This window comes from Leptospira alstonii serovar Sichuan str. 79601 (assembly GCF_000347175.1).
GTDB classification, from domain to species: Bacteria; Spirochaetota; Leptospiria; order Leptospirales; family Leptospiraceae; genus Leptospira; species Leptospira alstonii.
Window position 1 is genome coordinate 15,001 of the sequence record NZ_ANIK01000084.1, and the last position, 21,150, is coordinate 36,150.

24 protein-coding genes (1 of these 24 only partly in view) are annotated in these 21,150 nt (G+C 46.1%); 3 read left to right on the forward strand and 21 right to left on the reverse strand.

The window, feature by feature from the left end; all coding sequences use genetic code 11:
* Nucleotides 1-1,025, reverse strand: the start of a protein-coding gene (locus tag LEP1GSC194_RS16105; RefSeq protein WP_036043393.1) for an adenylate/guanylate cyclase domain-containing protein. Its footprint begins 1,288 nt before the window's first position; the window shows 1,025 of its 2,313 coding nt (coding positions 1-1,025); its start codon is at nucleotides 1,023-1,025; its stop codon lies off the left edge, out of view.
* A gap of 151 nt (nucleotides 1,026-1,176) precedes the next feature.
* On the opposite strand from LEP1GSC194_RS16105, the gene LEP1GSC194_RS16110 reads away from it, so the two are divergent.
* Entirely contained in the window at nucleotides 1,177-1,641 is a 465-nt protein-coding gene (locus tag LEP1GSC194_RS16110; protein ID WP_036043415.1) for a DUF1564 family protein, read from the forward strand.
* Between the two features lie 65 nt (nucleotides 1,642-1,706).
* On the opposite strand, the gene trpA is transcribed toward LEP1GSC194_RS16110, so the two are convergent.
* The 19 genes from trpA to dapA are packed head-to-tail and all read right to left on the reverse strand — an operon-like array spanning nucleotide 1,707 to nucleotide 17,678.
* Nucleotides 1,707-2,501 (reverse strand): tryptophan synthase subunit alpha, encoded by a 795-nt coding sequence (gene trpA, locus LEP1GSC194_RS16115; RefSeq protein WP_020774573.1) that lies wholly within the window; start codon nucleotides 2,499-2,501, stop codon nucleotides 1,707-1,709.
* Nucleotides 2,498-3,700 carry a tryptophan synthase subunit beta gene (trpB, locus tag LEP1GSC194_RS16120; protein ID WP_020774570.1) on the reverse strand — a complete coding sequence of 401 codons (1,203 nt, stop codon included), beginning with the start codon at nucleotides 3,698-3,700 and terminating at the stop codon, nucleotides 2,498-2,500. Before trpB ends, trpA begins: the two co-directional genes overlap by 4 nt.
* Nucleotides 3,701-3,702: 2 nt before the next feature.
* A complete protein-coding gene (locus LEP1GSC194_RS16125) occupies nucleotides 3,703-5,436 on the reverse strand; it encodes a proline--tRNA ligase (protein ID WP_020774571.1) in 1,734 nt (577 codons plus the stop codon).
* Between the two features lie 4 nt (nucleotides 5,437-5,440).
* Complete coding sequence (locus LEP1GSC194_RS16130; protein ID WP_020774572.1) at nucleotides 5,441-7,168, reverse strand: site-2 protease family protein; 1,728 nt, start codon at nucleotides 7,166-7,168, stop codon at nucleotides 5,441-5,443.
* Complete coding sequence (gene dxr, locus LEP1GSC194_RS16135; RefSeq protein ID WP_020774567.1) at nucleotides 7,162-8,331, reverse strand: 1-deoxy-D-xylulose-5-phosphate reductoisomerase; 1,170 nt, start codon at nucleotides 8,329-8,331, stop codon at nucleotides 7,162-7,164. Before dxr ends, LEP1GSC194_RS16130 begins: the two co-directional genes overlap by 7 nt.
* 5 nt (nucleotides 8,332-8,336) lie before the next feature.
* Complete coding sequence (locus LEP1GSC194_RS16140; RefSeq protein WP_020774583.1) at nucleotides 8,337-9,251, reverse strand: phosphatidate cytidylyltransferase; 915 nt, start codon at nucleotides 9,249-9,251, stop codon at nucleotides 8,337-8,339.
* Nucleotides 9,244-9,924, reverse strand: a complete 681-nt coding sequence (locus LEP1GSC194_RS16145; protein ID WP_051185271.1) for an isoprenyl transferase — start codon at nucleotides 9,922-9,924, stop codon at nucleotides 9,244-9,246. The genes LEP1GSC194_RS16140 and LEP1GSC194_RS16145 overlap by 8 nt, the downstream gene beginning before the upstream one ends.
* 46 nt (nucleotides 9,925-9,970) lie before the next feature.
* Nucleotides 9,971-10,525 carry a ribosome recycling factor gene (frr, locus tag LEP1GSC194_RS16150; RefSeq protein ID WP_020774576.1) on the reverse strand — a complete coding sequence of 185 codons (555 nt, stop codon included), beginning with the start codon at nucleotides 10,523-10,525 and terminating at the stop codon, nucleotides 9,971-9,973.
* Nucleotides 10,515-11,255 carry a UMP kinase gene (gene pyrH, locus LEP1GSC194_RS16155; RefSeq protein WP_003007629.1) on the reverse strand — a complete coding sequence of 247 codons (741 nt, stop codon included), beginning with the start codon at nucleotides 11,253-11,255 and terminating at the stop codon, nucleotides 10,515-10,517. Before pyrH ends, frr begins: the two co-directional genes overlap by 11 nt.
* 3 nt (nucleotides 11,256-11,258) lie before the next feature.
* Nucleotides 11,259-11,855 carry a translation elongation factor Ts gene (gene tsf / locus LEP1GSC194_RS16160; RefSeq protein ID WP_003007636.1) on the reverse strand — a complete coding sequence of 199 codons (597 nt, stop codon included), beginning with the start codon at nucleotides 11,853-11,855 and terminating at the stop codon, nucleotides 11,259-11,261.
* Nucleotides 11,856-11,868: 13 nt separating this feature from the next.
* Nucleotides 11,869-12,810, reverse strand: a complete 942-nt coding sequence (gene rpsB, locus LEP1GSC194_RS16165) for a 30S ribosomal protein S2 (RefSeq protein ID WP_020774589.1) — start codon at nucleotides 12,808-12,810, stop codon at nucleotides 11,869-11,871.
* Nucleotides 12,811-12,814: 4 nt separating this feature from the next.
* Nucleotides 12,815-13,075, reverse strand: coding sequence for a hypothetical protein (locus LEP1GSC194_RS16170; protein ID WP_020774594.1), 261 nt, complete (start codon nucleotides 13,073-13,075; stop codon nucleotides 12,815-12,817).
* A gap of 22 nt (nucleotides 13,076-13,097) precedes the next feature.
* Nucleotides 13,098-13,475 (reverse strand): bactofilin family protein, encoded by a 378-nt coding sequence (locus LEP1GSC194_RS16175; protein WP_020774569.1) that lies wholly within the window; start codon nucleotides 13,473-13,475, stop codon nucleotides 13,098-13,100.
* 8 nt (nucleotides 13,476-13,483) lie between these two features.
* On the reverse strand, nucleotides 13,484-13,705 hold the full coding sequence (locus LEP1GSC194_RS16180) for a tetratricopeptide repeat protein (protein ID WP_020774579.1): 222 nt from the start codon (nucleotides 13,703-13,705) through the stop codon (nucleotides 13,484-13,486).
* A 3-nt stretch (nucleotides 13,706-13,708) separates the two neighbouring features.
* A complete protein-coding gene (gene acpS / locus LEP1GSC194_RS16185; RefSeq protein WP_020774600.1) occupies nucleotides 13,709-14,089 on the reverse strand; it encodes a holo-ACP synthase in 381 nt (126 codons plus the stop codon).
* Nucleotides 14,086-15,141 (reverse strand): CdaR family protein, encoded by a 1,056-nt coding sequence (locus LEP1GSC194_RS16190; protein ID WP_086005196.1) that lies wholly within the window; start codon nucleotides 15,139-15,141, stop codon nucleotides 14,086-14,088. Before LEP1GSC194_RS16190 ends, acpS begins: the two co-directional genes overlap by 4 nt.
* A gap of 9 nt (nucleotides 15,142-15,150) precedes the next feature.
* Nucleotides 15,151-15,966 (reverse strand): diadenylate cyclase CdaA, encoded by an 816-nt coding sequence (cdaA, locus tag LEP1GSC194_RS16195; protein WP_020774590.1) that lies wholly within the window; start codon nucleotides 15,964-15,966, stop codon nucleotides 15,151-15,153.
* 16 nt (nucleotides 15,967-15,982) lie between these two features.
* Entirely contained in the window at nucleotides 15,983-16,792 is an 810-nt protein-coding gene (gene dapB / locus LEP1GSC194_RS16200; RefSeq protein ID WP_020774598.1) for a 4-hydroxy-tetrahydrodipicolinate reductase, read from the reverse strand.
* 1 nt (nucleotide 16,793) lies between these two features.
* Nucleotides 16,794-17,678 carry a 4-hydroxy-tetrahydrodipicolinate synthase gene (gene dapA / locus LEP1GSC194_RS16205; protein WP_017808841.1) on the reverse strand — a complete coding sequence of 295 codons (885 nt, stop codon included), beginning with the start codon at nucleotides 17,676-17,678 and terminating at the stop codon, nucleotides 16,794-16,796.
* 93 nt (nucleotides 17,679-17,771) lie between these two features.
* On the opposite strand from dapA, the gene LEP1GSC194_RS16210 reads away from it, so the two are divergent.
* Both LEP1GSC194_RS16210 and LEP1GSC194_RS16215 read left to right on the forward strand, forming a co-directional pair.
* Nucleotides 17,772-18,803 (forward strand): MraY family glycosyltransferase, encoded by a 1,032-nt coding sequence (locus tag LEP1GSC194_RS16210; protein ID WP_020774596.1) that lies wholly within the window; start codon nucleotides 17,772-17,774, stop codon nucleotides 18,801-18,803.
* Nucleotides 18,804-19,516: 713 nt separating this feature from the next.
* Entirely contained in the window at nucleotides 19,517-19,819 is a 303-nt protein-coding gene (locus LEP1GSC194_RS16215) for a helix-turn-helix domain-containing protein (protein WP_017808838.1), read from the forward strand.
* A 173-nt stretch (nucleotides 19,820-19,992) separates the two neighbouring features.
* Here LEP1GSC194_RS16215 and LEP1GSC194_RS16220 read toward each other — a convergent pair whose 3' ends face one another.
* Nucleotides 19,993-20,463 carry an LA_1841 family salt-regulated protein gene (locus LEP1GSC194_RS16220; protein WP_020774574.1) on the reverse strand — a complete coding sequence of 157 codons (471 nt, stop codon included), beginning with the start codon at nucleotides 20,461-20,463 and terminating at the stop codon, nucleotides 19,993-19,995.
* Nucleotides 20,464-21,150 lie beyond the last annotated feature (687 nt).

A 21,150-nucleotide genomic window follows, 5' to 3' on the forward strand; every position in this document is an offset into this window, starting at 1 on the left:
TTGAAACTCGTCAAAGTCTTTTGCGGGATGTTCTTGATCTTTACGTATTTTCCCATTACAACTTCCACGTCCCTTTTTACGTCCACCCCGAGATAATTACACGCGATGATTAAGTCGATGGACGGATAGTATTCCGTTTCCCTAAGCGGTCCCGAATTCAACAGTTTTGCTACGAGAGGCATTCTTCGGTTGAGTCCACTTTCGTCTTTTTTAATATTCGCAAATCCTAATCCGGATGCTTTTTCCGCTACGGGTTCGATCGGAGGTTGCGGGAATTTCAACCAGGATCTTCCGACATCCCCCGGATCCTCCACGTTTTCCAACTTAAACTTTTTGAGCACGTCGATGCGTTTTTCCAGATTCAAAATGGAACTCTTGGATTCCAAACTCGTTTCCATCGGGTAGTCGAACATGACCTGCGGATTTTTTGCCAAGGCTTGAGCCATCTCTTCGGTTTGTCCGGGTTTATAATCCACGAAAAAAATATCGAACATCAACTGGTTGGACGTATTCTTAAATATGTCTATGATGTTTGCGTAATATTTCCAAGGTAAAGGCCATTTTCCCTGCAGTTTTTCCAGCGACGTGGTCGTGATTCCGATTATCTGTATATCCTGTCTTGCTCCGGGAGGCGGATTGTATCGCGTGTATTCGATCGTGCCTTCTTCGGATTCTTTTTCGCTCTTATTCACCCCGGCTCTCAGTAATGTGAACCTCCAAGACACGGATGATTCTTCCAACTCGGAGAGCGGTGTAAAGACCTGATATAGGAAAAACATCGTAAACGATACTACGGCCGAAAGCCAGATGCTGCCGGACCTTTGTTTATCGGATGTGTTGGCTTCTATGAACTTATAGATCGGATACGAACTGATCAAAAGCAGTGCGAATCCTCCGAGTAAAAATTCGGTGTTGAGCGAATAGTTCGGAAAAAATGCCGTTAATGATATGAAAACAATCCCCAATATCCCCAGTATCAGAGAGATAATGTGTAGTGGAGTGATTTTAAACTTTGTTTCGCTCATGCGTTCCTCCGGCCTTGATCGGGGATCAGTATCCTATCCGTCGGAGTTTCGTCAATATTTTCAGGGCCTTACCGCCTGTTGTTCTCCTTCCGTTTTCATTTTTTGTTCCGTTTTCCGCTCCGCCCGCTCTTTACCCGGAACCGTTCCGGTTATGGGGAATTCTTCTTTTAAGTCCGGGTTTACGTCTTATTCCGTCCGTAAGTCCGGTAATCTTTGTTCGTTTTTGATTCCGGAGCACTTGGTTTGTTCCACTCGGCTTCGTCCGAAGGCCCTTCGAAAAACCCTGCACCTTCTTTTATCGCATTGGGACGAGACCTTGGTTCGGAAACGTTTTTTGGGGAAGAGGCTGGCTTATGCCAGATATCAGGAGAAAAATTTGAATCTGCAGAAGATGAACTTTCGTCCTTTCGAGGAGGATTGGTGTAAGCTGGGAATCCTGGCTTGGGGGTTGGGAATCTCCCGGTGTTTTTTATTTTCTTTGCTATTAGAGTGGGGAATCCCTAGAAAAACAAAATCCCGTGGAGTTCCAACAAATTTGAGTATTACAAGAGAACTTCGCTTTCCCCAAAAACTTCTACGGAGCCAAATCCAACTCGGAAGAGCACACCCAACGTAAAAAATCCCACCGTCTCTCCAATTTACAGACCCAAACAACGAACCCGAAAAAGGAGTGCGGCCTCCTCATCTCATAGAGGCTCGAATCTCCGAAGCATACGCCAAAAGTTTACCCGCACAAACCACGCGATTCGCCCCGAATTCTTCGATGATTTTCTGCACCGCAGAACCGATGATCACACCGTCCGCGAAACGCGAAATATCACGGGCCTGATCCGCAGAAGAAATCCCGAACCCGGCGCAAACCGGAAGACCGATCTTATTACGAACCAACTGGATTCTCTCTTCCAAACCCTCCGCAAGAGCGCGACGCTCGCCGGTCACACCGTAAGAAGTCACGTAATAGATAAAACCGGACGCGAGGGATTTCATCGACTGAATCCGCACATTCGTAGACGCAGGAGTCACGAGATGAATGAAATCGATTTTCTTTTTTACCAACAGGGAAAAGAACTCCTCCGCCTCGGGGGTATCGTAGGGAAGATCCGGAATGATCAGACCTTGAATGCCTGCGTTCTTAGCGGATTCGGTGAAGGTTTCCAAACCCATCGAAAACAGAGGATTGAAATACGTAAGATAAACCAACGGAATTTGAGGATGTAGTTTATGAATCTCCGCGGTGATCTCCAGAATTTTTTTCATAGAGAAAGGATGTGCTAACGCACGCTTGAATGCCTTCTGAATGACGGGACCGTCGGCGACCGGATCGGTAAAAGGAATCCCCAATTCCAAAATTCCGGCGCCTCCTCGAATGAGGGCATCCGCCCAAACGACGCAGGATTCATAATCCGGATCACCCAAGGAAATATAGGGAATGAAGACGCTCTTATCGGAAGAAAAAGCGGAGGAAATCGCGTTCAAGAAAATTCTCCTTTCCGAAGTCTTGCAACCTCGGCTACGTCCTTATCGCCGCGTCCCGATAAACAAATCAAGACGTCTTCCTTTTTGCTCATAGACTTAGCAAGGTCTTTCGCAAAACGAAACGCATGAGCGGTTTCTAATGCGGGAATGATACCTTCGATTCTACAGACTTCTAAAAAGGCGTCTAACGCACCCTCGTCGTCCACGTTCGCGTAGGTCACTCTGCCGCTTTTGTGAAAGTGCGCGTGCTCGGGTCCCACTCCGGGATAATCAAGTCCCGCGGATATGGAGTGAGCTGGAACGATCTGACCGGATTCGTCTTGGATCACGAGAGTTTTTGTTCCGTGTAAGAATCCGGTTCTTCCGAACTTTATCGTCGCGGAATGTGAACCGGGTTCCGAAGAATATCCTCCCGCTTCCACGCCGAATAACTTTACTTTCTTATCCATTAGAAAACCGTAAAACATACCGATCGCATTCGAGCCGCCTCCGACGCAGGCAACCACCGCGTTCGGAAGTTTACCGTTCGTTTTTTTGAATTGTTTTCTGGACTCGATACCGATCACGGATTGAAAATCTCTTACGATCGTGGGAAAAGGATGAGGACCGATGGAAGAGCCGACGATATAATGAGTATTAGAAACATTTAATGCCCAGTCTCTCATCGCTTCGCTCGTCGCGTCTTTGAGAGTCGCGGTTCCGCTGGAAACTCCGACAACTTTCGCTCCCATCATTTTCATACGAATCGCGTTAAGTTCTTGGCGACGAAGATCCTCTTCTCCCATATAGACCACGGTTTCCATTTGAAACATCGCGCCCACGGTCGCGGTTGCGACCCCGTGTTGACCCGCTCCGGTTTCCGCGATGATTCTCGTTTTGCCCATCGCCTTTGCGATCAGCACTTGGCCTATCGTATTGTTGATCTTATGCGCTCCGGTATGATTTAAGTCTTCGCGTTTAAGCCAAATTCTCGCGCCACCCCAAGCCTTTGTCAGACATTCCGCATACGTCAGCGGAGAAGGACGACCGATGTAATTCTTGCGATAGTAGGAAAGTTCTTTTTTGAAGTGTTTGCTCTTCTTGAGTTTCTTGTACGTAGCTTCGAGTTCCACGAGGGCGTCGTGAAGAATTTCGGGAGAATAACGTCCTCCGAATTCTCCGAAGTATCCTTCTTTTTCGAAATGACTGGCTTTTCCCATAACTACTCCAACTCTGCGAAGAGTTCCTGACGCAGAGATTCTACTCTTGCGACCAAGTCTTCGAATCCCGTAAAGGCGAAGGATTCTTCTTTGTCTTTCTTACGATTGTAGATCGAAATCTCCCCGTTTTCGAAGAATTTTTTTCCGATCGTGATTCGGATCGGAAAACCGATGAGTTCCGAATCCTTGAGTTTAAATCCCGGTCCGACGTCGCGGTCGTCCCAGAAAATTTCTATCTGCTCGTTCTTTAGAACATTATAAAATTCTTCCACTTTGGAAGTTTGCTCCTCACCCTTTGTGATACTCACGAGAGCGACCTCGAACGGAGCGATACTGATCGGCCAGAAAATTCCTTTCTCGTCGTTACATTGTTCGATTACCGTAGCCATGGTTCGGTTGACTCCGATTCCGTAACAACCCATCGTAAGAGTTCTGGTTTTACCGTTTTGATCCAAAACCTGAATCCCAAAAGCCTTGGTATATTTTTCACCTAACTTAAAAATATGACCGACCTCGATTCCCTTTTCGGCTTTCAAAGTAGAATTGCAATTCGGACAAAGATCCCCTTCTTTTGCTAATGCGACATCGGTGAATTCGGGAAGACCGGAAATTTCTTTTTCCAAAACAAAACCTTGGATGTGAAAGTCTTCTTTCGAGGCTCCGACAACGTATGGAAAATCTTTTTGTAAGGAACGGTCGTATAAAACTTTTACCTTGTCGTTCGGCGCTACGGGCGCGATAAAACCGGGAACGAGCCCGAGTTCCCGGATCTCCGCGTCCGTCATAGGTTCGGAGTCCACAATTCGGAGAAGAGAATGCAGTTTGTGAAGATTGAGTTCCAAGTCCCCGCGTAAGAATACCAGGATCTTTTTCTTATCCGATTTGAGCGCGACGGCCTTGATCGTTTCTTTTGCGGGAACTCCCAAAAACGAGCTCACTTCTTCGATCGTTTTTTTACCGGGGGTTGCGACTTCTTTTTTTTCGAAAAGTTTTGCGGAGTCTATATTCTCTTTTTTGAATACAAAAGGAGTCTTTTCGCTGTTGGAACTATAACCGCAGGAATTACACAACAATAATGTTTCTTCTCCGATCGGAGAAACGACCATAAACTCTTCCGACGCCGAACCGCCCATACTTCCGGAGTCCGCTTGAACCGGAATCGTCTTAAGACCGCAGCGATCGAAGATCTTTCTGTAAGCGACTCGCATCGTTTGATACGTTTCGTCGAGAGAAGGATCGTCGATATGAAACGAATATGCGTCCTTCATCACGAACTCTCTCGAACGGATCACACCGAAACGAGGACGAATCTCGTCTCTAAACTTAGTTTGAATCTGATAGACGTTGATCGGAAGATCTTTATACGATTTTAATAAAGGTTTAATGAGCGAGCTGAACGATTCCTCGTGAGTCGGTCCGAGCGAGTAGGAAAGATCGTGTCTGTCTTTGATACGGAACATTTCCTTTCCCATCGCGTTCCATCTTCCGCTCTGTTCCCAGAGTTCCGACGGAGTTAAGATCGGAAGATCGAATTCCAACGCGCCCGTGTTGTTCATTTCTTCTCGAACGATCTGTTTGATCTTCTGAAGAATTTTCAAACCGAGCGGAAGATAAAAATAAAGACCGGCGGAAGATTTACGCGCGAGACCCGCGCGGATCATAAGCCGATGGGACGCGACAACCGCGTCCGCAGGATTTTCTTTTTCTGTTGGGAGAATGTATTTCGATGCTTTCATGCGTTTAGAAAATTCGCATTACATCGTTGAAGGTGACGTAGAGTCCGAGCCCGAGCAGAAACAAAAATCCGATTCGAAAGATGGACTCGATCACTTTTCCGGGAAGAGGTCTTCCGGTGATCGCTTCATACGCATACAATACGATATGTCCACCGTCCGCCATCGGAATGGGAAGTAAATTCATTATCATCAGAGCGATCGAGATCCTAGCGACGAACTCCAAATACGTTTCCCAACCGATTTCCAAACTGATTCCCGCATAGGAAACGATACCCACAGGTCCGGAAAGACTGTCCTTTACCGAAAGAATTCCGGAGAACAACATTCCGATTCCTTTGAGAGTGGTTTCCACATTTTCGTAAACGTCCTTACCCGCGACCACAAAGGATTCCAAAAAGCCGAGTTCTCTTTCCATCGGAGCCGGACTAAATTTCATGTTCGGTCTAAAGCCGAGAAGTCCGATCGGACGCACCTTCGGTTCCGCTTCTAACTTAAGGTTTCCCATATCCACGATTACGGTTTCTCCGTTTTTGTTTTTGATATAGGCGAGAAGTTCCTCGAAGTTCGGAAAACTTTTTCCGTCCACGGCAAGGTTCAGAAGTTTTTGGCCGAGTTCCGGATCATAACTCGCAAACTGGTAGGACTCCAGGTTCAACTCGGAAAATTTCCGATCTCGAATATTCTTAAATTCTAATATATTAGCTCCGAGAACCGGAACTTCCACACTCACGTTTTCAGTGGACCAAGGATTGACCAACGGATAAGTCTTACGATCTACTACGATACTTACCTTTTGATTCTGATATTCCCCCAGAATTTTTTGAAGTTCTCCCACTGTGGAAATCGTTCTTCCGTTTATGGTCTGTATCACGTCCCCGTCGTTTAAATAACTGAGAGCTCTGGAACGAAGGAGGTTTTCTTTTTCTTCCTTTTCTTTTTCGAGTAGAACTTCCGCGGGAATATCCCTGCCTTCCACGGCTTTTTTCAGACGTTCTTGATAGTAATTCTCCGCTTCGTGCGATTTATCCAAACGGGAAGACAACCAGTGTTGAAACTGTTCGGAATAACTGAACGTAGCGACCACCCTTCTTTCCCCGAAAGGCTCCACACCGATGGTGGGAATTCCGGAGGAACGTTTCGGATTGTAGACGATACGGGGAATCACGCTCCATTCCATCGCCTTACCTTCTCTTTCTCCTCGGATTTTGAGCGCGTTACCGGAGGACAAACCAACGCTCGTCACGATGTCCTCGAACTTTTCGGTTTTGTTTCCTTCGATGTTCAGGATTCTGTCTCCGGTTCTAAGACCCGATTGGTACGCGGCGGAAAATTCCTGATCGGCGGGATCGATAAAGATCCGATTCCCCGGAGGATTGTGTCCTAGAAAATTCAAAATCAATAATATTCCAAAACCTAAAAATAGATTAAAGAGAGGACCGCCCAAAACGGGAATCATTCTTTTGAGGGGAGGAGTGGAAAGAAGTTCTCCCGGTTCCCCCTTGATTTCTCCGCCGTAGTCGTCCCCTTTAAAAAGAACGTAACCTCCGACCGGGATCGCGGTGATCTGGTAGGTCGTTTCACCGACCTTCTTCTTCCAAATCCCCCTACCGTATCCGATCGAAAAAATTCTCGCCTTAACTCCCACGAGCATTCCGCAAAGAAGATGCCCCAATTCGTGGATAAAAATCGAAATCGCCAACATAAATACGGCGCCTAATATCATGATCAACATACGGATACTGCCTTCCTTAATTTCAGATTTCGGACGGTTTCGCGGGCGATTCGATCGGCCTCCTCGTAACCTTCCAGAGACGTCGGATATTCCGTCGGTATTTCGTCTAACGCGGCGGAGATGTAATTCGGAATTTCGACAAAACGAATCTCGTCCTTCAAAAACAATTCCACAGCCGCCTCGTTGGCCGCGTTAAAAATACAAGGAGCCGTTCCTCCGACCTTACCCGCATCGAAGGCCAGCCTAAGCCCAGGATATCTTTTAAAATCCGGCTCCTTAAATTCGAGTTTACCCCAATCCTTTGCGGGATGGGACCGAAGGATTTTCGGGACCGGTTCCGGATAAAAAAGGGAATGGGCGATCGGAAAGATCATATCCGGATAAGAGGCGTAGATCAACGAGGCTCCGTCCTTCAATTCCACGATTCCGTGCGCGATACTCTGCGGATGAACGACAACTCCGATCTTCTCGTAAGGAACTCCGAAAAGAAAATGGGCCTCGATGACTTCGAGTCCCTTGTTGATCATACCGTTGGAATCGACCGTGATCTTAGGACCCATGTTCCAAGTCGGATGATGAAGCGCCTGTTCCTTTGTGACGGAAGCCAATTGTTCTACGGTTAAATCCCGAAACGATCCGCCGGACGCGGTGAGAATGATTTTTTCCACCGAGCGGGGATTTAAAGACTCCAGAAGTTGAAAAAGAGCGTTGTGTTCGGAATCGACGGGAACGACGACCGTCTTATGTTTTGCGACGAGGGAATTGACGAGAGGGCCCGATGTGACTAACGTTTCTTTATTAGCGATTCCTAATCTTTTTCCGGAAACGATCGCGGCGATCGTCGGACGTAAACCCACGGCGCCTACGATCGCGGTGATCACGATCCGCACCGCCGGTTCGCGTACGAGTTCGCAGAGAGCGGATTCTCCGTAAAGGACTTGTGTTTTGCCGATTTTGTTTCCGAGGACGGTACGATCCGCGGAGTCGGAACTCACGCAGATAAACTCCGGGGAAAATTCTTTCTGAATCGTAAGAGCCTTTTCGAGATTGGAATGGACGCTGAAAGAATGAAGACGGAATTCTTCCGGAAAGGCGCGCAGTACCTTAAGAGTGGATTCTCCGACCGAACCCGACGCACCCAGAAGACAAACGGAGGTTGTCATACCGGTTAGACTTGAAATCCCAGATCCCCCTTGATCTGAAGGTAATAATAAAGAACGGGAATCGTGATCAAAAGCGCATCCGCGAGATCGAGCATTCCGCCGTGACCCGGAATCAGAGAACCGGAATCCTTGATCTTTGCGTCCCGTTTCATCGCGGATTCCAAAAGATCTCCGATCACGCTGACCAAGGATAAAATCGCGGAAATCAAAAAGACCTCCAACCCGCGCACAGCCGCCGAGGTTCCCGTGGAACTTTCCCAAATCAAGTTGAAGATATATACCGCAGCGATCGCGGTGACGATCCCGGTCGCGTAACCTTCCCAGGTTTTTTTGGGAGAGATCGCAAGTCCTGCGGGATGTCTTCCGAACCATCTTCCTCCGAAATACGCTCCTGCGTCGGTAATAAAAGTAACGACGGAAACGAGAACGACGTAGTAAATCCCCTGCCCCATTCCGAGCAAAAGAATCAGATGTCCTAGAGGAATCGCGACGTAAAACACGCCTAAAAACGTGGAGGAAACCGAAAAGATCGCTCCATCTAACGGTCGTTTGGTGATCTGCAAAGTAAACGTTACGATCAACAGCAAAAGGAGCGCGGCCGGAACCGGATCAAACGGAGGAATGAAATATCGGATGTATTGCAAAAAGAACAAGGGAGGTTCGAACTTGTTCTGAGCGCCTATAAATCGAAAGTAATAAAAGGAAATGATGAGAAACATAAAGAAGGTTCCCGTTCCGCGAAACGGTCTACCCTCCTCTCCCCGATCGGAAAGATTATAAAATTCCCCGATTCCGACAAAACCGCCCAAAATAAGAATCAGATACGTCTGCAGATAATAAAAATCCGCGTAGAATATCATAAAAAGATAAAGTACAAGAAGCACAACGGCTGAAGCGAGCCTTTTGGATGTTTCACCCATTCGTAAGTCCTCCGAATTTTCGGGTTCTGGTTTCGTACCACTTGAGGGAATCCACCAGGGAATTTTTGTCGAAATCGGGCCAAAGAGTGTCTGTAAAATACAACTCCGCATACGCGGATTGCCAAAGCAGAAAATTCGAAAGTCTTTGTTCCCCGGCCGTTCTGATCAGTAAATCTACGGGAGGAAGAGCGGACGTATATAAAAATTTTTCAAGCTCCTTCTCTTTCAGGGGCTTTTCGAAAGGGACCTTATCCTCTTTTCTCCGTAAAAACGTTTCTTGTGCGGCCCGGAGGAGTTCGTCCCGAGAACCGTAGTTCAAACAGAAGTTGACGCTGAGATTTTTGTTCTTTTGGGTTTTGTCGATCGCAAAGTCGATCTTGTCCAAAACGTTTCGCGTCAGACGTTTTCTGCTTCCGGAATGAAAAATTCGAATTCCTCTCGAATGAATCGTATCCAAACGGGTATCGATAAATTCCACGAGCAGATTGAAAATGGATCGGATTTCGGTGATCGGACGTTTCCAGTTTTCGGTGGAAAATGCGTAGAGGGAAATGTTTTTCAAACCCAGCTCGAGGCTCGCATCCATGAGGCGATCGATCGCCTGCGCCCCTTCTCTGTGACCGTCGGATCTGGATTTTCCCCGAGCCGTAGCCCATCGACCGTTGCCGTCCATGATGACGGCGATATGTTTGGGGAGATTGGACTCGAAAAAGCCCACGTTAGATCGTAGTGATTTCCTTTTCCTTCTCTGCGGTAAGAGCGGAAATTTTTTCCACGTAAGAATCGGTGATTTTTTGAATCTGGTCCTGAACGGTTTTGATCTCGTCCTGGGACAACCCTTCCGTGTGTTTTTTGAGATCTTCCATCGCGTCCCTGCGGATGTTTCGGATGGCGACCTTTTTTTCTTCGGACTTAGACTTTACAACTTTTGCAAGTTCTTTCCGTCTTTCTCCAGTCAGTTCGGGGATGATGATTCGGATCACCACACCGTCGTTAGACGGTTGAAGACCCAGACCCGAGGTTTGGATCGCCTTTTCGATATCCTTCATAATTCCCTTATCGTAAGGAGAAATGACGAGTATTCTAGGTTCGGGAACGGAGATATTTCCGAGCTGATTGATCGGGGTTTGTGTGCCGTAGTAGTCCACGCGAATGTCTTCCACAAGGGAAGGATTGGCGCGACCGGTGCGAACGGTTCCGAAATCTTTTTTAACAAGATCGATGGTTTTATCCATCTTGGTTTTCATACCCGCAATGATTTCTTCACTTGCCATCGATTTGAATGTCCTCCGAATTAGAGATCAGGGTTCCGATGTTGTTTCCGGTGATAAGATCCTTCAGATTCCCCCGTTTGAAAATGTCGAACACGATGATCGGCATGTTGTTTTCCATACACAAACTGAGAGCGGTGGAATCCATCACCTTCAAACGACGATTGATCGATTCCATAAAGGAGATTTGAGAATAACGTTGTGCGCCGTTGTCTTTTTTAGGGTCCGCGGTATAAACCCCGTCCACCTTCGTGGCTTTGAGAATCACGTCGCAGCCTACTTCCACGGCTCTAAGGCTCGCGGTCGTATCGGTGGTAAAATACGGATTTCCGGTTCCGCCCGCAAAAATTACGATTCTTCTTTTTTCGAGGTGTCTAACGGCACGACGACGAATGTAACTTTCCGCGATGGAATTGATTTCGATGGCGGATTGAACTCTCGTGTAGAGTCCTTTTTTTTCGCAGGCGTCTTGAAGCGCAAGGGCGTTCTGAATCGTAGCGAGCATTCCCATGTAGTCCGCGGTGGCGCGGTCGATTCCCACCTTGGCGAGATTGGTTCCGCGGATGATGTTACCGCCCCCGACTACGAGAGCGATTTCCACACCGAGGTCGTGGACTTCTTTGATTTCTTCCGCGAGAGAATGGGCCTTATGGGTGTCGATCCCGAATTCTCCCTCTCCGGCAAGAGCTTCTCCGGAGAGTTTAATTAGAATTCTCTTATACTTCGCTCCCAAAATTTAGAGTCCACCCACCTGAAAGCGGACGAAACGGGCAATGGTGATGTTCTCACCGAATTTCGCGATCGCTTCCTTTACTAAGTCGTCGATCGTTTTGGAATCGTCCTTGAAGAATGACTGATTTACAAGACAGGCTTCGGAAACGTATTTTTTGATCTTTCCTGGAAGGATCTTGTCGATCTGCTCCGCCTTCTTGCCTTCGGCTTCCAGCTGGGATTTCATGATTCCTTTTTCCTTTTCCAGATCTTCCGCAGGAATGGATTCCTCGTTCAGATACAAAGGATTCATCGCGGCGATCTGCATGCAGATTTCCTTACCGAGCGCCTCGAAGTCTTCGTTTTTGGAAACGAAGTCGGTTTCGGAGTTCAGTTCGACTAAAACTCCGATTTTACCGTTTCCGTGGATGTAAGAAACCACTCTTCCTTCTTTGGTTTCTCTTCCCGCTTTTTTGGCGGCCTTGGCGATCCCTTTTTCACGCAGCCAGGTGATCGCCTTTTCGATATCGGCGTTGTTTTCTTCGAGAGCTTTTTTGCAGTCCATCATTCCTGCGCTGGTTCTCTCTCTGAGTTCTCTGATTAAGTCTGTAGTAACTGCCATTGCCAAAAATCCCTTAGTCTTTTTTATCCACTTCGATCGTAGTCGCAGCGGGTTCCGTAGTTGGAATGGTCGCCGCAGGTTCTGTAGTTGGAGTAGCAGTTCCTGCTGCTATAGCTGCTGCAGCGGCTTCATCGGCGGCGGCCTTGGCTTTTTTAGCGTCGGCGTCTTCGTCCATGATGAACTTTCCACTTTCATCATATTCACCTTGGTATTCCAAAGCCAGAGCTTCCGAATCGAGGTCTTCGCTGAATCTAGGTTGTTCCACAACTCCGCCGGTTCCTTCGATCACCGCGTTGGACATGGTTTCGAGAAAAAGAGAGATCGCGCGGATCGCGTCGTCGTTACCCGGAATCGGATAGTCGATCAATTCGGGATCGCAGTTCGTATCCACGACCGCGAAAATTTTAAGGCCGAGTTTTCTCGCTTCCTTAACCGCAATTTCCTCTTTTTTAGGATCGATGACGAACATGATTTCGGGAATGGTAGCCATGTCCTTGATCCCGCCCAAAGTTTTGCGGAGTTTTTCCAACTCTCTTCTCAGAGTAAGAATTTCTTTTTTAGTTTTTACTTCTTTCTCGAAACTATTGTCCGCTTCCATACCTTCGAGCTTTTTGAGACGGGCAATGCTTCTCTTAACCGTGTTCCAGTTGGTAAGGAGTCCGCCAGGCCAGCGGTTATTGATAAAGAACATATTGGAGCGGATGGCTTCTCTTTCGATCGCGCCTCTCGCTTGTTTTTTTGTTCCTACAAAAAGAACCTTTTTTCCTTCGGCGGTCAGTTTTTTCAGAGCGTCATACGCTTCTTTTGCTTTTTGAACCGTCTTTTGTAGGTCGATGATGTGAATTCCGTTTCTGGCCGTAAAAACGTACGGCGCCATTTTCGGATTCCATTTACGGGTCTGGTGACCGAAGTGTACTCCGGTTTCCAGAAGATTTTTCATTGAGATCACTGACATTGGTTTACCCCTTTTTTAGTACGAAATACAACGTCGCTACGAGTCCCATGAGACTAGCAGGGGTAAATTGTATCTCGACCTTGATTACGTAGAGTTCGAACTTGATTGCTTCCCGAAGCAGGTAGGAAGAGAAAAAAGAAACGCCCGTTAGGCGATCGAGAATGACTCCCGTCACGGCTCCGGCGAAAAAACCGAGGAGCAGAATGAGGGCGATTTTGCCTATCTCAGCCCTGTCCGTAGGCTTTTTCGGGTTAGCAGGTACCACTTTTTACGGAGGAAAGCTTGGGTCAATCTTTATTGGGCTGGATCATCTCACAGTTCCCGTCAAAGATCACTCCGTCTGCAATTTGTAATTTGGAAGTTTTGATGTTTCCGTTCACCTTGCCGGTGGATAACATTTCCAACTTTTGAGTGGCGATTACGTTTCCTGTAATTTCACCGCCCACGATCACGGTACCGGCCTTGATGTTCGCGCGGACTTTTGCGCCTTCGCTTACGAGAAGAAATCCTTCCGATTCGATTTCTCCTTGAAACTCACCCGAAATTTCTAGGGGTTTTTGAAAGTTGAGAATTCCGGAAAAGGAAGTTTCTCTTCCGAGAACGGTGGAAATGGCTCCGTACTCCGTAATGGGACGTGCGCTTCTGGTTGCGGTTTTTTTGGACATGGATTCTCTTATTTCGTTTTCATTTCAAAAACCCCGTCCCAGTCTGCGGGAGGAGGATTTTCGATGAATGCCTGACAACGGCCGATGTATTTTTTGGAAGGGCCGTCGTCCGGAGTCAACTCGGCGGCCTTTTTGAATTTTTCCAAGGCTTCCGTAAACTTTCTGGTTTTATAAAAGTTCAGACCTTCGTTGTAAAATTGAATCGTCTGTTTCATCGTATCGGAAATCATCGTTTACTCCTTATAAAGCACCACGACGGCGGTGGAATAATTCTCAGCGTGGCTGATCGAAACCGAACAACCGCTGTATCCTTTGGTAAGAAACAATTCTTTGGATTTTCCATGGAGTACCAATTCTTTTTTTCCGAATTCCTTTCCGAAAAGTTCGATTTCCCGCATATCCAAGACGACCTTGTCCCCGGGTTCGATGGCTTTAATAAAGGCTTCTTTAACGCAGAACCTTCCGCTTAAATGAGGAATGGGATCCTTTCGATTGGAGCAATATTCCTGCTCGGACTCGGAAAAAACCCGTTTTAAAAAACGATCTCCGTGTTTTTCCAAGAGATTTCTAATTCGAGAGTTTTCTACGATATCGTTGCCGACGGAAATTTTCATTCTTCTTCCAAAAGCTCCGGATTGGAATCGGGTTCGATCGTATTTTCCTCTTCGGTAGCGTCCGGCTCCTCTCCCCCTCCGGTTTTGTCCTTGTCGGGTTTGACTTTGAAAAGAATGGAGATCCGGTCCGGAAAAACTCCGAGGATGTCCACGGCCTTGAGAGAAGGAGATTTGTTCAGTTTGATCTTGGCAAATACCGGTTTGTTGTCCGGAAGAACTTTTTTGGTCTTGGGATCGTACTTATGTAAACAGACCACACTCGCGGAAAGTCCCTTTATGACCTGGATACTTTTCAGAGGAGTTTTGGATTGAAGTTTTACCGAAACCTCGGGTTCTGAAAATTCAGCTTCCAGATTTTTATCCAGGTTTTGGCATTTGATCGGAATTCCGAGTAACAAAGTCTCGCCCGCGTTAGACGCGCTTGCAAAGATATTGATCCGCACCGCGACTTCCTTTACGTTATCCCGCACCTTGACGTTAGAAGGAAAATCCGGAAGTTTGTGTTTTACGGTAAAGGATTCGGTTTTGTCCTTGAGTGCAATCGCGGGAATCGTAATTTTTCCCAGACCTTCCAATACTCCGGGAGGACCGCTGACGTGTATCACACTCGGCGAAACGAAATGGTTCGTCTTTACGTAGTTAGGCGGAAGGTCCCCGGTGAACTTGACTTCGACGGGAAGAATTTTACCCGAATTGGATTCCACGTTGACCCTGATCTTGTCCTTCAGCCTCGTGATCCGAAGTCCTGCGGGTGCGCCCGAAATCCTGTAGAGCGAAATCGAGTTTTCGCCGGGTTTGAGTTCGGACGAATTGATATGCGCCTTTAAGAACTGGGAATAATAGTTCACGTATTCCCGAACCCCTTCCACTTTTACGGGAACGGTTTTATCCGAGGTTTTGGAGACAACAAGTGAACCGCCTAACTTGGGATATTCGATCGGGATCTGGATCTCTTTTACGAGTATTTTAGAATTTTGTAAATTGATGTAGAACACGGCGGCGAGGATCAAGGATCCGAATTTGGCCTGCCAGTTGTTGAAGATCATTTTCAACATCATCCGTTACCCCGTTTTGTCTTCGATCGAATTGTTTTTTTCGGAGCCGATGTCTTTCTTTTGCAAAATCGTATTCACCAGATTTTTAAGCTCGATCGGTTTGACCGGATGAGTCATCTCTCCGTCGTAACAAACCGAAATTTCCCCGGTTTCTTCCGACGTTACGATGACGATGGAATCCGATTCCTCCGAAATTCCGACGGCGGCCCTGTGCCTGGCTCCCATTCTCGCGTCGTCCAAATTCCGAGTCATGGGCAAAAACGCGCCCGCACAGGCGATCCTGTTTTGTTCTATGATTACGGCCCCGTCGTGTAGCGCGGAATTCTTTTTAAAGACGGTAAGCAGCAAACTCGTGGAGATGATCGCGTCGAGCTGCACGGATTGATCGATGATTTCCTTAAGACTGTTTTCGCGTACGATCGCGATGAGAGATCCGGTCTTGTTCTTTGCCATGATTTTGACGGCTTCGGTGATCTCCTCCAAATCCGTCATTTGTTTGAGAAGGAAGGGCTGAAAGATTTTCATCTTGGAAAGATCGGCTGTGATTTTTCTGAGTTCGGGCTGGAGTAGTACGATGATCGCAAACACGAGCGCGGGACGGATGTTTTCTATGATCCAATCCAGGAGTTCCAGTTCGAAGGTGCTCGCAAAAATTCCCAAGAACCAGATGACCGCGACCCCGAGCAAAAGTTGGATTCCGCGCGTCCTGCGGATGGTCGTATAAAATTGATAGATGAGAAAGCTGACTATGAGTAGATCGATTGCGATGACGAGCGGATTTTTACCGAGCGGGAAAAGGGATATGTTCTTAAAGAAAAACAAACCGCAAACTCCCGATCTACAATCCCAATACCGAAAACATATCGTAAAGTCCGGGTTTGCGTCCGACTAAAAATTCCGCGGCGTGTACGCTACCGACCGCGAAGGTTTTTCGATCCTGGGCCTTGTGTGTGATTTCGATCCTCTCTTCGGGTGTGAAAAAATATACGGTATGATCCCCGATCACTTCTCCCGCGCGGAGCGTATGAATTCCGATTTCCTTGGGATCTCTTTCTTTGAGAATCCCGTGTCTTCCGTGGACAACGTTCTTTGAGGTTCTGCCTAACGTTTCGAGTAGAATGTTCTTCAGCATTTCGGCGGTTCCGGACGGCGCGTCCTTTTTATGACGGTGATGTACGTCTTGGATTTCTATGTCCGATATTTCTCCCATCACCTTGGCCGCGATTTCGGTTAACTTAAAAAGAAGGTTCACGCCGATGGACATGTTCGGAGAATACACGATCGCAATTTCCTTGGAGGCGACTTTGAGTGCGTCTTTTTGAAGTTCGGTAAGTCCGGTGGTTCCGATCACCACGGGTTTTAAATGTTGGAGACAGGCCTTGAGTGTGGAATCCAAGTTTTGATGTGTACTGAAATCGACGACGCAGTCCGCGCTTTTGACGGCGGCGTTTATGTCCGAGGAAAAGTCGACCCCGTTCTGTTTGACTCCGGAGTGTAATCCGGAATCCATTCCCAAAAACACGGAACTTCCGCTGACTACGGAAGAAGAAAGCGCCGACTTGGAGGAAACGGAAAGTACGGAGATGATGGCGCGTCCCATTCTCCCGGAACCTCCGATGAGAGCGATCTGATGTTTGGAATCGGTCATCTTACTCGTATCCTTTTTCTTTCAGAGTTTCGAGAACCTTTTTGAATTTTGCGCTCGTAGTATTTTCCGAAAGTTGCGTCAAAGGAAGACGGATTTCCGATCCGCAGTGACCGAACCAATGCATCGCGGCCTTGATCGGTATCGGATTGGTTTCCATAAACGCGAGCGCGAACACTTCTATAAAATCGTAATGTATTTTTTGGGCTTGGGCCGTATTTCCGTCGTGAAAGGATTTTACGAGCTGCACGATTGCCTTGGGAAATAAATTGGAAATTACGGAAACGACCCCCGTTCCTCCGATCGCAAGCAAGGGAAGCGTGAGATTATCGTCTCCGGAAAGTACCGTCATTTTATTTCCTACTAGGGAAATGAGTTTTCCCATTTGTCCCAGATCCCCCGTGGCTTCTTTCATCGAACGAATCTGTTTGACCTCGCTCAATCTAAGAACGGTTTCCGGCAGTAGATTTACGGAAGTTCTTCCGGGAATATTGTAGAGCATTACGGGTACGGAAGAATGTTCCGCGATCGACTTAAAATGCTGAAAGAGCCCTTCTTGTGTCGGTTTATTGTAGTAAGGATTGACGGAAAGTACGCCGTCCACTCCGTCCTTGCAGGCGGCCTCGGTGAGTTCGATCGCTTCTTTTGTGGAGTTGGAGCCCGTTCCGGCCACAACTTGAATTTTTCCTTGTAGGACTTTAACGGTTTCTCGGATCAGTTCCGCGTGTTCGGTATGGGAAAGGGTCGGTGATTCTCCCGTTGTTCCACAAGGAACAACTCCGCTTACGTTCGCCTTGATTTGTTTTTCCAGTAGTTTGAAATAGTTGTCGTAATCGATTTTATCGTTTTTGAATGGAGTGATGATCGCCGTATAAACGCCCTGGAACATAGGGTTAGGTTCTTTACTTTAGCCGGATTTGGCAATCAAAATCGTTTCGATTTCTGATTGCTTTGAGACTTCTCGCTTCTAGGTTGGATGGTAGTGAAACAGATTTCTTTTTTTTGGAACCCGGCTCTTCTTGCTGTTCTAGTTTTTTCGGTTACGATCTTTTTATCCCGGTTTTATCTCCATTCCAAACGGTTCGGGATCGCGGACGTTTCGAACGAAAGAAGTATGCACTCGGGCACCACGAAAAAATCGGGGGGGATTTGGATTTTTCTTCCCGTGTTTTGTTTGGCCGCGGTTTGGTTCGGAGGTTTTGAAATTCCGGATCGGAAGATTCTTCTTTTTTTTGCGGGTCTGTTTTTCTTTTTTTCCATCGGTCTCGCGGACGATCTTCTTTCTCTCGGCGCGGGGACCCGCCTCGTTTTGGAAATTTTTTTCCTGATCGTTTTCCTTCAGTTGCTTCCGATTCGTTTTACGTTTTTAGGTTTCGGAGCGGAAAACGTTCCGGGTCTTTCCACGGCGCTTCTGATCGTCTTCGTCTTGTTTGTCGTCAACGTTTGCAATTTTATGGACGGACTCGATACGTATCTTTCCTCTCATTTTCTTCTTTCGGTTTTGGCGTTTCCGTTTTTGTTTCATTCTCAACTTCCTTCCGTTTACGTTTGGATCTGCGCGGGTGTGTTCGGTTTTTTAGGTTTCAATTTGCCCAAGGCCAAACTCTTTTTAGGCGACGCGGGTTCGCTTCCGATCGGTTATACGATCGCGGTTCTTCCTTTGTTTTTTTTCGATGAGAGGGTTTCGTTTGAAATCACTTCGGCTTTCTTTTTACTTCCGGTGTTTTTTGTGGACGGCGTGATTACGATTCTGCTTCGGATCAAAGATCGGGAAAATATTCTCAAAGCGCACCGTAGACATCTCTATCAATTGGTCGCGGTTCGTTCGGAAAACAAAGGTTTGGTCTCGTTTCTTTTTACGGCCGCCAATCTTCCCGCGATGATTTTTTTTGCGGTTCATCGCAGCGCCGAAATTACGGGAAGCGCCGTGTTGACGTTTTGTTTGGCGGGTTATGCGGGTTTGTATTTTTTGTTGTTTCGTAAATTGAAGTTTCCCGACAACAAAGACCGTTGATTCGCAGAAGTCCGTTCTTCGATATCTTTTCAGCCCGATCCAATACACGCATAACGATGAATTTTCTTTCCGTTTGATTCTTAATTTTACGCGCGAGCCATAGTTTTTATTTTTATGTGTCAATCTTTTGCAGAAGTTTGATTTGTAAGTTCGGTTCTGTGTCAACTAACGCACGTTTTGTGGTTCGATTTCGCTCTCGTCCTTCGATTCACATTTTTTTCCGAGTTCAAAGTATACGTACATGTCTTTCTCAAAATTCGAATTGTTTTTTACGCCGTGAACAAAAACTTGAATCATTCGAAATGAATAACTTTTTAAAAACTGCGACGCGATGTATTAAGAACATGGAGACGATTTCCGAGAAGAAACCGAATGAGTTCAATGAGCGCGTTACGTGAAGTGAATGGGAATAGAAAAGAACGTTGTTTACGTTCCGGAAGTGTTTGCGTTGAGAAGTCAGTACGGTTTATGAGGACTTTTTGATAAAACAAGATTCAGTTTTAAAACATGCTGCGAACCGAATTACAATTAGAGTCCCGTTTTAATAATTCGAGTTCCATTCTATAAAATTTTAAGTTTATAACTTCGCCAATCCATAGTTTTCAAAGTTTCAAAGAGAATCCAAGTTCGTAAATCCCGTATTTCCCCGTATGTTTGTCGCGAAAATATCCTATTTTGGCATATTCTATTCCAGGATGTAGAATTTTCTCGTTTTGTTCAAGTCCCTTCATTCACGCGAAGCGAAGATTTTTTGTAAAAATTTAATCGCTGCCAGAAAAGACGCCGAGCTTACTCAACTGGAAGTTGCAGAACGTTTGGGCGAGCCTCAGTCGTATATTTCCAAAATCGAATCCGGTGAAAGGCGTCTTGACGTTATTGAGTTTTGGAGAATTTACAAAATTCTCGGGAAATCCTTTGATTTTTATTTTCACTTTGACGATAAACAGGACGGCTTTGAGAAAAAATCCAAAACTCTCAAAGCGGCGAGCGGCAAACGTAAGAAAAAACGACGATGAATCCTCTTCGCTTGTTTTTTTGATAATGTAAAATTAAGTTTTGGGACAGGCTGTAAATCTGTCGGAATTACGACAATCCTCCGTGAAACAAGCAAGCCCTGCAAAGCGGTTAGGCTTTATCAAAGGTTAATCTTCCTCTTCTGTAAATTACCTAACCATTATCCGCTAGTTCGTTAGTTTTCTTCGGAAACTTTCTTCTTATCTTTACCCTTATTTTCTTTCGTTTCTTTATAAGGTGTTAGAATTTTTTTAGCAATTTCCCAAGTTTGAACTTGGCCGCTGGTAGTCGTAACCCGACCCGGCGTGGAAGTATTACCCGCGTGGGTTCCGGGCATATAATTTACGGAAGTAACGGTTCCGGAATCGGCTAATATGATTACGTCGGCTCCTTGTTCTCTTGCCTTTTCTTTAACGTATTCGATACAATGTTTTAATTGTCCGCAACGAACTTCTACGATTCCGATCTGTTCCACTTGATAGTCGGGCACGGCTCTCATGATCACGTCGATAGGTTCCGCTTCCGCAAGCGGCGGATAACTTCTTCCGGTTATCGTAAGATTACCCGTTGCACAATTCGTTAAACCGAAAAAAACGAAACAAGATATTACAAAAATTTTTCCTAACTTAAGAGAGTAAGTTGTCATTTAAAAAGTGAATTCTCCTTTATGGTTCTGGATCGTTTTTTAAAAAACCCTTATATGTCAAATTAAAAATATTTTAAGGGAAAACTTTCGTTTCGATTTTTGGATAAGCGCAAAACGCTCTTCTTAAGCATTCTTTAATAGAGTTTTTGAAAAATTCCATAGTCGCGATTGACAAAACCACTTCAATCGTCCATTTCAATAAAACGGAAACAAATGGAGAATTAATTTTTCAACAACTCTATTAAAGTACCCGATATTTTGCGCGGAAACGGTGTTTTGCGATAAAATTAACGGTACTCAATTTTTTAAAGATCAGAAATCCCTATCCGCTCGTCCCTAACATCGATAAGAGCGAATCCTCATTTTTCCGTAAAAGTAAGTTTGCTCGCAATACTACAAAGTAAGTTACCTCAAACCGAAATGGGAACCAAAAAACACGTTCCAATACCCATTTTTGGAATTAATTTGATGGGGCAACCAAAATATTATCACAAAAATCGCTTTTTTTGTTAAAAACTGCCGTTTTGAGATGAAATCGGCCGATTGAGATCCGTTTTTAATATTCAAAAATTCTGATTTAGTTTTTTAATCGATCGGTTTGTATATCCGTTTTTTACCGAACGTTGTACGGGATCGATTTCGTATAAAATTTTTTTTTTCGGTTTTATATCGCCACAACAGGCCTTA

What these genes read in the sequence shown, in the direction of transcription:
- LEP1GSC194_RS16110 (WP_036043415.1), top strand. Translation starts at nt 1,177, where the DNA reads ATGGGGAATTCTTCTTTTAAGTCCGGGTTTACGTCTTATTCCGTCCGT.
- trpB (WP_020774570.1), bottom strand. Translation starts at nt 3,700, where the DNA reads ATGGGAAAAGCCAGTCATTTCGAAAAAGAAGGATACTTCGGAGAATTC.
- LEP1GSC194_RS16125 (WP_020774571.1), bottom strand. Translation starts at nt 5,436, where the DNA reads ATGAAAGCATCGAAATACATTCTCCCAACAGAAAAAGAAAATCCTGCG.
- LEP1GSC194_RS16130 (WP_020774572.1), bottom strand. Translation starts at nt 7,168, where the DNA reads ATGTTGATCATGATATTAGGCGCCGTATTTATGTTGGCGATTTCGATT.
- dxr (WP_020774567.1), bottom strand. Translation starts at nt 8,331, where the DNA reads ATGACAACCTCCGTTTGTCTTCTGGGTGCGTCGGGTTCGGTCGGAGAA.
- LEP1GSC194_RS16140 (WP_020774583.1), bottom strand. Translation starts at nt 9,251, where the DNA reads ATGGGTGAAACATCCAAAAGGCTCGCTTCAGCCGTTGTGCTTCTTGTA.
- LEP1GSC194_RS16145 (WP_051185271.1), bottom strand. Translation starts at nt 9,924, where the DNA reads ATGGACGGCAACGGTCGATGGGCTACGGCTCGGGGAAAATCCAGATCC.
- frr (WP_020774576.1), bottom strand. Translation starts at nt 10,525, where the DNA reads ATGGCAAGTGAAGAAATCATTGCGGGTATGAAAACCAAGATGGATAAA.
- tsf (WP_003007636.1), bottom strand. Translation starts at nt 11,855, where the DNA reads ATGGCAGTTACTACAGACTTAATCAGAGAACTCAGAGAGAGAACCAGC.
- rpsB (WP_020774589.1), bottom strand. Translation starts at nt 12,810, where the DNA reads ATGTCAGTGATCTCAATGAAAAATCTTCTGGAAACCGGAGTACACTTC.
- LEP1GSC194_RS16175 (WP_020774569.1), bottom strand. Translation starts at nt 13,475, where the DNA reads ATGTCCAAAAAAACCGCAACCAGAAGCGCACGTCCCATTACGGAGTAC.
- LEP1GSC194_RS16180 (WP_020774579.1), bottom strand. Translation starts at nt 13,705, where the DNA reads ATGATTTCCGATACGATGAAACAGACGATTCAATTTTACAACGAAGGT.
- acpS (WP_020774600.1), bottom strand. Translation starts at nt 14,089, where the DNA reads ATGAAAATTTCCGTCGGCAACGATATCGTAGAAAACTCTCGAATTAGA.
- dapB (WP_020774598.1), bottom strand. Translation starts at nt 16,792, where the DNA reads ATGACCGATTCCAAACATCAGATCGCTCTCATCGGAGGTTCCGGGAGA.
- dapA (WP_017808841.1), bottom strand. Translation starts at nt 17,678, where the DNA reads ATGTTCCAGGGCGTTTATACGGCGATCATCACTCCATTCAAAAACGAT.
- LEP1GSC194_RS16220 (WP_020774574.1), bottom strand. Translation starts at nt 20,463, where the DNA reads ATGACAACTTACTCTCTTAAGTTAGGAAAAATTTTTGTAATATCTTGT.